Origin of the sequence: Algibacter miyuki, assembly GCF_030409805.1 — a bacterium.
Lineage (GTDB): Bacteria > Bacteroidota > Bacteroidia > Flavobacteriales > Flavobacteriaceae > Algibacter > Algibacter miyuki.
Map to the genome: position 1 here is coordinate 91,478 of NZ_JAUFQP010000004.1, position 12,169 is coordinate 103,646.

Genomic DNA, 12,169 nt, shown 5'->3' on the forward strand with positions numbered 1-12,169 from the left:
GTAATACAGAGGTTGAGAATACTTTTATGTTACAATGGCGTTTAAAGAAGTATCTTTGCGCTAGTATTATTTATCTGTTGATATTAATTATTCTTTCGTTCACACTTTGGCGATGTTAAAGACTTTTTTCTTAAAGTCTCTATTTTGATTAATCTAAACACTAGTGGTCAACTTAATGCCTGATTACTAGTTAGTAACTATTTATAGTGATATTAATCTACGACTTGCTCATGTCATTACTCTGCAATCCGTTTCAATTTATAATAAACGATGATTACAGATATATATGTAAACAAGCCCGTGCCTTATTTTTCAGAACAACCCTTGCCACAATTTAATCGCTCTATTGATATTGCGCGTATTATTAAAGGCTTAGAAGCTGATAAACCTGTATTGATAACCGAGTTTTATAGTAACGGCTTACAGTTGCTTAAAGCGTTGCAAGAGCACCTAAAGGATAAATTTCCAGGACAGACTTTTAATGAGCAACGCGCAAATCGTTCGGCTTTTAGAAAGTTGTCTAGTCTTATTTATATAAAAATTATAGACCATAAACTAACCGTAAAAAAGGCGCCTGCTATTGGTTGGTTAGAAAAACTTTATCCAGAACATCAAAGTTTTTTATTACCATTCACCAAAGTGCAAGGATTAAATAGTGCGTGGCAATGGCACCTTAACGGTATAACGCTTCCTGTATTACGAAATAAAATACATCCGTATTATGGGGTTTATTTTCCAACACGTTTCGATCATTTAATCGTGTTTGATAATTGGTTGAAGCGTTATAGTGGCGCGAAAAAATTGGCTATAGATGTTGGCGTTGGTAGTGGTGTGTTGTCTTTTCAATTAATTAAACATGGTTTTCAGAAGGTTTTTGGAACAGATACAAACCCAAATGCTATTGTTGGCTTAACGGAATCTATGGGAGATACTAAAATGTCTCGGAAAATAGAACTCGATTTCGCACCTCTTTTTGGCAAGTGGGAGAAACCTGTTGAACTCATTGTTTTTAATCCGCCTTGGTTGCCTGTATCTCAAGATATGGATACCAATGACGAAGCTATTTATTATAACGAAAACTTATTTTTAGATTTTTTTACTGAAGCTAAAAAACGATTATTACCCGATGGTAAACTGGTGATTATATTTTCCAATTTAGCCGAAATTACCAACGTTACAGAAGTACATCCCATAGCAAAGGAACTAGCCGAAGGCGGACGTTTTAAATTAGAAAACTGTTTAAGAAAGTCAGTGAAATCTGCTTCCAATAAAACCAAGCGCAATCAAAATTGGCGTGGCGAAGAAATGGTAGAACTTTGGGAATTGGTGCATGCTTAAACTTATAGTTTAGTTATTTGCCATAGGCTGTAACAATAATTAAAAATGGAATCGAAATTTTTTGTAAACCATTTTCTACACGTTTATTTTTTAGTTATATTACTGATATGAAAAAACAATTACAAATAATTAACGGTGTCGCTTTTGTATGTGTTCTTGTAATGAACTATTTGTCTAACACAGGTTTATTAAATAACACCACTATAGGGGAAGTTTCTAAAGATTATAACACCTTATTTACTCCCGCAGGTTATGCGTTTTCCATTTGGGGAATAATCTATTTACTCTTGTTAGGGTTTATTGTTTACCAAGGGCGCAGTCTATTTGTAAAAGTTAGAAACGACGATTTTATTTTAACAACAGGTTGGTGGTTTCTAACCTCTTGTATTGCTAATTGTGCTTGGATTGTAACCTGGATTTACGGTTATACCTTAATATCGTCCATATTTATTTTTATCATTCTATTTGCGTTATTACAAATTGTGCTTAAAAATAAAATGGAATTGTTCGATGCTTCAATTTCTGTTATTCTGTTTTTATGGTGGCCCTTTGTAATTTATAGTGGCTGGATTACCGTGGCTAGTATTGCAAACGTATCGGCCGTTTTAGTAAAATACAATTGGGATGGTTTCGGTTTGTCGCCAACATTTTGGACTATCGCATTAATAGGTATTGCAACCATAATAAACTTAATGGTTACCTGGAAACGAAACATGCGCGAGTTTGCACTTGTTGGTGCTTGGGCTCTAATTGCTATTTATGTAGCTAACAGCAATGCCAATACCACTGTAGCTTATACTGCAGGAGTTGCTGCTGCAATTTTAATTATAAGCAGCTCTACGCATGCCTTTATTAACCGAAAAACAAATCCAGCGATAAAGTGTAAGGAGTATCTAGATGCTAGGAAAAACTAAAGCCTAACGTTTTACTTTTTTTAATTTTTTCTGAGTTTTTCCTTTTCTTGTAGCTACAGCATGTGCTAACACAGCGACTTCTATTAGTAGAATTGCAATTTTAGCTTTTTTACTCCTTGTTAATGTACTTGTAAGTCCTAATACTTTTGTAATGATCATAATTTATATCTTTTTAAGAACAAATTATGGATAAAGTTCATTGTTGAATGACTTGATGAAAATTTATTTTGACTGGATTGGGAGTTTTTTTGTTGAATTAAGGAATACTTTAGGAATAGAACAATCTATTGAAATTACGAGTAGTCAAATTTTAGAGAATCAATAAAGTGCTACTAATTGTATGTTGACTATGGTTTGTTTAGGCTCTATTTTTGCTGAAAACAAATATATTATGAAACTAAATAGAAGAGGGCAAATAGTAAAATTTCACACACCGAATCATGATGAAGATCCGGAGCAACTTTATATTGTTCTTGAGTATATTGAAGATGGCAATAGATCTAGAGCAAAAATCCAAGCTTTAAATACTGGATTGTCATTTCCATCAACTAGTATTATGCTAGTTGAAGATTTAGAGGTTGATGAAGGGCAAACTTTAGAGCTGGATTATTATCTTAAGCATGGGGATCATGGTTTATTTTAAAGTAAATCATTAATGTCATCCTGAAAAACGTAATTTCTATGATAGTCTAAGTATATTTCTCTGTTTTCGGGAAAAATTCTCATTTTGTTTTTCGCATTTGGATTAATACTAAGTTTTTCCCAAGTATAAGAACTTAATTGTGTTCCACATATTAATTCTCCACTGTTAGTAAAAGTTATGTAACCTTGGTCAAATAATTTATCATAAGTAGGTGATAAAGCTAGTCCATTTAAATAATCTAACGCTTGGTCATTTTCGTTATTTTTGATACAAATACTATAAGGTTTTATATGACTTGCAATTAATAAACGTTCATCTGTAATTTTTGTAAAAGGACATTGAGGCATATAATTAATAACTTCACGTCGATATTTTTCTGAACCTTTTCGATATGTTCTTTTTATATTTCCAGATTCAATTTCTACTTTTTCTAATTCTTCTTCAGTTGTTAATGATTTTGGATGTACAAAAGACCTAAATTGATAGTCTAATAGGATTCTAAAATAGAATAGTGGTTCTTCATTTTTATTTTCGACTGGAATTAGTTTTAAAATTGATAGATAGCTTATACTGGGGAGTATTAATTCTCGCCATAATTTCCATATAAAATTATCAGAACGAATGTAACCTCTATTTTGTTTCTGCGAGATATTGTCAGAAGCATCATAAATACTAAAGAATATTTGATTTGTTTTAAGGTTGTCTACTTCTTTTAATCTTTCGTTATAATATTCGCTAATGTTATTGTGATAATGTTGTTCTTGAGCAAAGTATTCTGTCTTAGCATCTCTCAAGTATTTTTGAAAATTAGTTTTACTAAAAAAACATTTATTTTCGCTAATCAAAGCACCGCTTTCTTTTGCTGAAAAGAATGTTTTTCGTTTTTTATTGGAATCATAATGTTCTAATCCCCATGTTTCATAATTAAAGAAATTAGACATTAATTCACCTTTTTCTCCATTATAAGTTCCAACATGCTTTTTTGATTCTCCGTTTCCTCTAAATTGTGATAACTTATTTTTTCTATGAATAAAACTATCTTCTGCTCTAAAATCTTGAATAGAATCGATTATAAAATATTCTATTCCTTCAATTTTAATTTTCTGTAGATTTTCCATAAATAGTTTATATGCTTTTTTGTTCTGTTGATTCGTTAAGTTTTTATCGAATGTAATAAAAGTCTATAATTATTGATAATTAATTAGTTTTAAGTTCAAATTAAGTTATTAGCTGCTGTCAGGTATTTATTAATTATTTTATTTATATACCATATTTAGTAATATCCATTTGTTTCAATAATGCTATTAGCACATCAACAACAATGCTATTTCCTGCTTGCCTGTACATTTGAGTGTCACTAACTTCTTGTTTAAAGTCATCTCTAAACCCCATTAAACGTAAACATTCTTTTGGTGTTAATTTCCTGATTCTGCCTTTATTATGAGTAACATAATTATCTACACCAGCTCGATGCATTTTATGCATTGACTGTAATAATGGCCTTGCAACTTCTAAATCTGTTTTAATAGACGTTTTAAAGTTTTTTGTGCCCTCAGTTAAAACATATTTTTTAGTTTTTTCAAGAAGGTAATATTTTTCTTCAACTTCACTTACATCAAATACTAGTTCGTTGAATTCAGGAATTTCTTGACTTTCAAAGATAAAATCACCATGCCAGTTAAATTGCTGATTAGCCTTTTGACAAATAGCAATATCACCGTTTATTTGGGTATATCTTTTTTTTCTGTTTTTAGAACTTGTAACAAACTTGACCCCCTTTTCCTTTAAATAATATTTACTATCTGTATAATCCTCAAGAAAATCTTGCATTTTATACTCTAATTTAATGGGTTTTGGAAAATCAAACTTCACCTTTTTATCTTTGAAGCCAACAACAAAAATTCTTTCTCTATGCTGTGGTACTCCATAATTTTTGGAGTTTAAAACCTGATAAAAATATTTATATCCTAGTTCGTCAAAAGTTGCTTTAATTGTTTCAAATGTGTTTCCACTATCATGATTAATCAATCCTTTAACATTTTCAAAAATGAAAACTTTAGGCTGACTTTCTTTTACTACTCTTGCAAACTCATAAAAAAGCGTACCTCTAGTATCTTTAAATCCCTTCCTTTTTCCAACCATTGAAAATGATTGACACGGGCTTCCTCCAACTAATAAATCTACTTTTCCTTTGTATTTCTTGCCTTGTATTTTTTGAACATCATCATACCAGTTTTCTTCTTCAATATCATAATTAGCGAAATAACTTTGTTTAGCATATTTATCGATATCACTAGCGAATACAATTTCAGATTCTAATTTTAATCTTTTAAAAGAGTATTCAATTGCTCCAATGCCAGAAAACATCGTTGCAACTCTAATTTTAGCTTTAGGATTAGAAAACTCTTTTTCAGTCCAATTTTGTTCGTGTTCTGTTTCTGAAAAATATAACTCTAGTTGTTCTTCCACAATATTTAGTACCTCTTTATAATGTGGGTAGTTTTTAATTTCTTGAGTTACTTTTGATGAATAATAATGATTTAGTACGTTTTTTTGTTCTGTTTCCAATATTTCGGCAAGCGGACTAAAAAGGTTTTCTGAAAGATTTCGTTCTTCACGCTCTATTTTTCCTAAAGTAGAAGTATCAATGTCTAAATAAGCAGCTACCTTTTTTAAAGGAAAACCAAGTTCGTTTCTACGTTTTTTTATATATTCTCCAAAAGTTACTGTCATAGTTAATATAAATTTTTAGGACAAAAGTAGTCCAAAAATATGGAAATTAATATAGCTTATTATATTTTGTTTTTTGTTCTAGTTAAATCCACTAATGTGCCTCCAACCAGTTCAACCCAGTATCAATTTCAACATCCAATGGCACGTCTAATGTATAAGCATTTTCCATTTCGGTTTTCACTAAGGTTTTTATGCTTTCGAGTTCAGGTTTGTACACATCGAAAACCAATTCATCATGTACCTGTAGGAGCATTTTGGTTTTAAAATTACCAGCATTAAGTTTGTTAAAAATATTAATCATGGCAATTTTAATAATGTCGGCAGCAGAACCTTGTATAGGCGCGTTTACGGCATTACGTTCTGCGGCACCACGCACCACGCCATTTCTAGAATTAATATCTTTTAAATAACGACGACGCCCTAAAACGGTTTGCACATAACCATTATCGCGTGCAAAATCGACTTGCTCGCTCATGTATGCACGTAGTTTTGGGTAGGTTTCGTAATAGGTGTCAATAAGTTCTTTGGCCTCACCTCGCGATAAATCGGTTTGGTTGCTTAACCCAAAGGCAGACACGCCATAGATAATCCCGAAGTTTACGGTTTTAGCGTTGCTACGTTGCTCGCGTGTTACTTCATTTAAAGGCACATTAAATACTTTAGATGCGGTAGAGGCGTGAATATCTTCGCCGTTTTTAAAGGCAGAAATCATGGTTTCTTCCTTACTTAAAGCGGCAATAATACGTAATTCTATTTGGCTATAATCGGCAGCTAATAGCGTGTACTCTTCGCTTCTTGGCACAAAGGCTTTACGCACTTGGCGACCACGCTCGGTACGGATTGGTATATTCTGTAAGTTGGGATTGTTACTACTTAAACGGCCTGTAGCGGCAACGGTTTGCATGTAATCGGTATGTACACGGCCTGTAGATGGTTCTACTTGTAGCGGTAAGGCATCGACGTAAGTGCTTTTCAGTTTTGCTAAACCACGGTAATCTAAAATATTTTGAATTATAGTATGATCTTTAGCGAGGTAAGATAAAATATCTTCGCCTGTAGCATACTGTCCTGTTTTAGTTTTTTTAGGTTTATCTACCAGTTTTAGTTTTTCAAAAAGCACGATACCTAATTGCTTTGGCGAGGCAATATTAAACTCTTCGCCAGCGGCTTCGTAAATGCTTTTTTCTAAAGTTTGAATATCGTTATTTAAAGCTTCGGCTAAAGAATTAAGGAAATCTTTATCAAGATTAATCCCTTCTAATTCCATTGCGGCAAGCACACGAAGTAACGGGATTTCAATCTCATCGAATAATTTTTGAGTATTGGCTTCTCCCAGTTCGTTTGTAAAATGCTCTTTGAGTTGCAAGGTAATATCGGCATCTTCAACAGCGTATTCCGTTTGTTTTTCCAGAGGCACATCGCGCATGGATAATTGGTTTTTTCCTTTTTTACCAATAAGCTCAGTAATGGAAATTGGCGTGTAGTTTAAATAGGTTTCGGCCAAGACATCCATGTTGTGGCGCATATCTGGGTTAATCAGATAATGGGCCAGCATGGTATCAAAAAGTTTACCGCGGACTTCAATATTATATTTTGCAAGAACTTTGATGTCGTATTTTAAATTCTGACCAATTTTCTCGATGCTTTCGCTTTCAAAAAACGGACGCACTTGCTCGATAAGGGCTTGGGCTTCGGTTTTATCTTCCGGAACCGGTAAATAGAATCCTTTTCCTGTTTCCCATGAAAATGAAATACCAACCAGTTCTGCGGTTAGTGGGTTTAAGCCCGTAGTTTCGGTATCAAAACACACCGAGGTTTGACTCATTAAATTTTTAAGAAATAATTTTGTGCCCATACCTTCAGCCACACTTTGGTAAAAATGCGAGGTGTTTTCGGCCGTTTTTCGGGTATGCTCGGTAACGACTTCGGTTACGTTTGCCGGATCGCCACCAAACAGCGAAAATTGCCCTGCACCAGCCGAAGCTTCTTCTTTTGGTGTGGCTTTGTTTTCGGTTGATTTAGTTGCGGTTTGGGTAGAAGCATCTTCCGTTTTAACGGCAAAGGTTTTGGTGAAATTATCGATAAGGCGTCTAAACTCCAATTCTTCGAAAATCTCTGTAACTTTCGGAATATCGGGTTGATCTAACTCGAAATCTTTCGCATTAAATGCCACCGGAACATCCAGCATAATAGTTGCTAATTTTTTAGAAAGTAAACCGAGTTCTTTATTCGCTTCAATTTTCTCTTTCATTTTACCTTTTAGCTCGTGGGTGTGTTCAAAAAGGTTTTCCATAGAGCCATAAGCGGCTAAGAATTTTTTAGCGGTTTTTTCGCCAACACCTGGTAATCCTGGAATATTATCACTGGCATCACCCATCATGCCAAGAAAATCTATAACTTGTAAGGGGTCGGTAACTTCAAACTTTTTCTGTACTTCGGGTATGCCCCAAGTTTCGTATCCGCCACCAAAAACAGGACGATACATAAATATATTTTCGCTAACCAGCTGTGCAAAATCTTTATCTGGCGTTACCATAAAAGTTTGGTAACCTTCTTTTTCAGCTTGTTTGGCTAGGGTGCCAATAACATCATCGGCCTCGAAACCTGCTTTCACCATAATAGGGATGTGCATGGCTTTTAAAATCTCCTGGATAATAGGTACTGCAATTTTTATAGCTTCAGGCGTTTCGTCTCTGTTGGCTTTATAAGCCTCGAACATTTCTACACGGTCGGCACTGCCTCCTTTATCGAAACAAACGGCTAAATGGTCTGGTCGCTCACGTTTAATTACGTCTAAAAGTGAGTTCATAAATCCTAAAATAGCTGAGGTATCAGTGCCTTTAGAGTTTATTCTTGGGTTCTTTATAAAGGCATAGTAGCCACGGAAAATTAATGCAAAAGCATCAACTAAAAATACGCGTTTGTTATCGGACATTTTATTTATTTTGATGGAATTTCAAAACTACGAAAAGTTATTGTTAAAATTCCGAAGCAATCCATTGTTGTCGGATAAAAGAAGCTAAAAAACTTCGCTTTTAGAATGAAAAATTAAGACTTGGATTTAAATAATTGATAATCAATCGTGAAAAACAAATGAGATCTAAGCTTTTTTAGATTGAATTTCATTTAAAATATTGATGTCATTTTTTTAGAATCATTAAAACAAAAAAAAAGGAAACAGCACCAAACATATGATGTGTTTCCTTTTAGGAAATTGATTAATAGCGCCTTTTATATTTTGATTATCTTTTTTACTTGTTCGCCTGTATTGGATTTTATTCTTATGAAATACGTGCCGGAGCGCAAAGCACTGATGTTGATACGATCGGTTTCTTGAGTGTGTAAAACGTCTTGACCCAATACGTTGTAAATACTAACATTTGTAACCATGCTCGCAGATTCTATATGAATGTAACTGTCGGCTGGATTTGGATATATTTTAAAATCTGTTTCCTTAAAATCATTGGTGCTTAAATATTGGCAGCTTTCGCTAAAACTGGATTGCGAGTCGATAGTTTCACTCCAATGTAATGTACTAAAAGTTTCATCATCGACTTCGATACATAATAAATTTACATTTTCTACAGTGATGAACGTAGTGATATTAGTATTTGCACCATTTTTAACATTTAGATATAATAAATTATTCCCTCCAACATTTACGTTTGTTAGATTGGTGTTATTAGTTAAATTTAAACTGGTTAATTGATTACTGTAACATAGTAGAACAGAAAGCGCCTCAAAATCTTCTATACCTGTTAAATCGCTGATATCTTTGAAAGAAATCGATAGTGTGGTTATGCCATCGATGTTTTCTGTTGGCACATAATCATTTAAAGGACCAGAATCGAAGCCTAAACTAATAAGAGCTTGTTCAAAATTATCATCTGGAACGTAGGTTAGTGGTGTTACTATACAATTTTCGCTAAAATTGGCGTGCGCATCTTTACCTGACCAGTGGGATGTACTGTATGCTGCATCATCGACTTCTATACAGGTTAAATTATCATTAGAAGAAGCCAGGAATTCTATAAAATTTAAATTGTTATTGTTTTTTACGTTTAAGCTTGTTAGCTTGTTGAAATGTACATTCAGACGGGTTAAAACATTGTTCTTGGATACATCTAAATCTGATATTTCGTTTACTGGACAAGATAACTTTTTTAACGCGAGGTTATTGGATACATCTAGGCTTGTGAGGTTGTTACCAGAACAATACAAATCTGTTAATAATTCATTATTAGATAAATTGATATTTGAAACTTCATTATAAGTGAAGAGTAATGAGGTTAACGATAAATTATTTGATACATCTAAACTGGAAATTAAGTTGAAGTTTATATTTAAAATAGTTAATGCGCTATTGTTTTCAATATTAATACTCGTAATCTGGTTGTTATTACAGTATAATTCTTCGAGAATTATAAAATCTTCAATACCTGTTAAGTCTGCAATATTTTTATTTGAGACATCCAGAGTGGTTACTGTATTTATGTTATCCGTTGGCACATAATCATCTAAAGCACCAGTGTCATACCCTAAGTCTATAAGAGCTTGTTCAAAATTATCGTCTGGAACGTAGGTTAATGGTACAACGCTACAACTTTCATTAAAACTGGCTTGTGCGTCTATATCTGTCCAATTGGTTGTGCTATATGTAGCATCGTCTACTTCAATGCAGGTAAGCTCAGGATTATCAGTGGTAACAAATTCCGTTATAATAGTATTATTACCATTTTTTATTTTCAAACTTGTTAGTTGGTTAATATTGACATAGAAAAAAGATAAAAATTGATTTTGGCTAGCATCCAATGTTGTTAATAGATTATTGTGAGCATATAAATCGGTTAATGCGATATTCTTGCTTAGGTCTAAAGTCGTTAGTTCGTTGTATGCACAAATTAATACCTTTAAAGCAACAAAGTCTTCTATCCCAGTTAAATCAGTAATATTTCTTACAGAAACATCTAATGTGGTTATGGTATTAATATTTTCAGTTGGTACATAATCATCCAAAGGTCCAGAATCGAAGCCTAAACTTATAAGAGCTTGTTCAAAATTATCGTCTGGAACGTAGGTTAATGGTACAACGCTACAACTTTCATTAAAACTGGCTTGTGCATCTATATCTGTCCAATTAGTTGAGCTATATGTAGCATCGTCTACTTCAATGCAGGTTAGGTTTGGGTTATCTGTTGCGTAAAAAAATATAAAATTTGTATTGTTGCCGTTTTTAACGTTTAAGGCGGTTAATTGATTGTTATAACAAGCCAATTCGTTTAAAGCTGTATTAGAAGAAACATCTAAGCTCGAAATCTGGTTCTCGTAAACAACAAGTGAAATTAAAGCTGTATTCTGACTTACATCCAAACTTGTAAGTTGGTTTATACCACAATAGAGCTCAATTAAATCAATGTTATTGCTTACATCTAGACTTGTTAATTGATTTTCATGAGCCCTAAAATGGGTTAAGCTCTTATTTTGGGTAATGTTTAAACTGCGAAGCATATTAGAAGAACAATATAAACGTGTTAAGGCTTTATTGTGACTTAAATCTAGACTTGTAAGTTGGTTTTGAGGACAAGTTAAACTTGTTAAAGCTGTAAAATCTTCAATACCTGTTAAGTCTGCAATGTTCTTGCTGCTTACATTTAAATGGGTTCTGTTTTTAATGTTTTCGGTAGGCACATAATTATCCAAAGGTCCAGAGTCATAACCTGCATCTATTAATGCCTGCTCAAAATTATCGTCTGGCACATAGGTGCCACAACCTTCACTAAAACTCATTTGAGAATTAATTCCAGAAATCCAATTAGCCGTGCTGTATGCTACATTATCAACTTCAATACAAGTTAAATTGGTGTTGTTGAAAGTCTTAAAATTGATGAAATTCGCATTATTGCCATTTTTCACATTAAGGTAAGATAGATTGTTACCTGCGCAATTTAATGCTGAAAGTATGGTGTTATTGCTGAGGTCTAAGTCCGTTATTTGGTTACCACTACATTCTAAACTTGTAAGCGAAGTAAAATCTTCGATGCCTGCTAGATTCGTGATATTTTTATCAGTTAAATCTAAGGCGCTAATAAAGTTTATGTATTCGGTTGGTACAGAGCCATTAATAGGTGCTACATCATAGTCTAGATCGATTAAGGCTTGTTCAAAATTTGGATCTGGAATTAATGTGGTTTGCGCATGACCTATAAAAGTCAATAAAACCAATGCTAGTGTTGTTGTGAGGGTTTTCATAATATGAATGTTAGAGGTTAAATAGTTATTCCTTCGTTTTCAAAACAGTTAATTGTAGGTTCACTTGTGATTATTGTAATGTTTTCTGCAGAAGAACAGATATCCTTGGCAACTTGGGGAAATGTAAAGGCTGTTATTAAAAGTGTTGTAGATAAAAGGTAAATTTTCTTCATAATATTTTTTTTTAATGGTTAATTACTAGTGTTTAGTGAGGGATTTCGATAGTTGTGATTTTTTATTTTATAAATTTAATGTTGGGTTTTTCATGGTTTTGTTCGGTTTTAATGGACTA

The 12,169-nt window shown here is 33.1% G+C and carries 9 protein-coding genes; 3 read left to right on the forward strand and 6 right to left on the reverse strand.

Annotated elements, in window-relative coordinates; translation table 11 throughout:
* Positions 1-270: 270 nt before the first annotated feature.
* Both QWY92_RS02595 and QWY92_RS02600 read left to right on the forward strand, forming a co-directional pair.
* Positions 271-1,338: a methyltransferase gene (locus QWY92_RS02595; RefSeq protein ID WP_290268368.1), complete on the forward strand. Its 1,068-nt coding sequence runs from the start codon at positions 271-273 to the stop codon at positions 1,336-1,338.
* A 107-nt stretch (positions 1,339-1,445) separates the two neighbouring features.
* On the forward strand, positions 1,446-2,252 hold the full coding sequence (locus QWY92_RS02600; RefSeq protein WP_290268369.1) for a TspO-related membrane protein: 807 nt from the start codon (positions 1,446-1,448) through the stop codon (positions 2,250-2,252).
* Between the two features lie 3 nt (positions 2,253-2,255).
* On the opposite strand, the gene QWY92_RS02605 is transcribed toward QWY92_RS02600, so the two are convergent.
* Entirely contained in the window at positions 2,256-2,411 is a 156-nt protein-coding gene (locus QWY92_RS02605) for a hypothetical protein (RefSeq protein WP_290268370.1), read from the reverse strand.
* 190 nt (positions 2,412-2,601) lie between these two features.
* Between QWY92_RS02605 and QWY92_RS02610 the strand changes: the two genes are divergently transcribed.
* Positions 2,602-2,895 carry a hypothetical protein gene (locus tag QWY92_RS02610; protein ID WP_290268371.1) on the forward strand — a complete coding sequence of 98 codons (294 nt, stop codon included), beginning with the start codon at positions 2,602-2,604 and terminating at the stop codon, positions 2,893-2,895.
* On the opposite strand, the gene QWY92_RS02615 is transcribed toward QWY92_RS02610, so the two are convergent.
* The 5 genes from QWY92_RS02615 to QWY92_RS02635 form a co-directional block, all read right to left on the reverse strand.
* Positions 2,892-4,013: an HNH endonuclease gene (locus tag QWY92_RS02615; protein WP_290268372.1), complete on the reverse strand. Its 1,122-nt coding sequence runs from the start codon at positions 4,011-4,013 to the stop codon at positions 2,892-2,894. The genes QWY92_RS02610 and QWY92_RS02615 overlap by 4 nt on opposite strands.
* Before the next feature lie 142 nt (positions 4,014-4,155).
* Positions 4,156-5,628 carry a DNA cytosine methyltransferase gene (locus QWY92_RS02620; RefSeq protein ID WP_290268373.1) on the reverse strand — a complete coding sequence of 491 codons (1,473 nt, stop codon included), beginning with the start codon at positions 5,626-5,628 and terminating at the stop codon, positions 4,156-4,158.
* A gap of 91 nt (positions 5,629-5,719) precedes the next feature.
* Positions 5,720-8,563, reverse strand: coding sequence for a DNA polymerase I (gene polA, locus QWY92_RS02625; protein WP_290268374.1), 2,844 nt, complete (start codon positions 8,561-8,563; stop codon positions 5,720-5,722).
* A gap of 296 nt (positions 8,564-8,859) precedes the next feature.
* Complete coding sequence (locus tag QWY92_RS02630; protein WP_290268375.1) at positions 8,860-11,877, reverse strand: T9SS type A sorting domain-containing protein; 3,018 nt, start codon at positions 11,875-11,877, stop codon at positions 8,860-8,862.
* A 17-nt stretch (positions 11,878-11,894) separates the two neighbouring features.
* Positions 11,895-12,050, reverse strand: coding sequence for a hypothetical protein (locus QWY92_RS02635; RefSeq protein WP_290268376.1), 156 nt, complete (start codon positions 12,048-12,050; stop codon positions 11,895-11,897).
* Between the last annotated feature and the right edge of the window lie 119 nt (positions 12,051-12,169).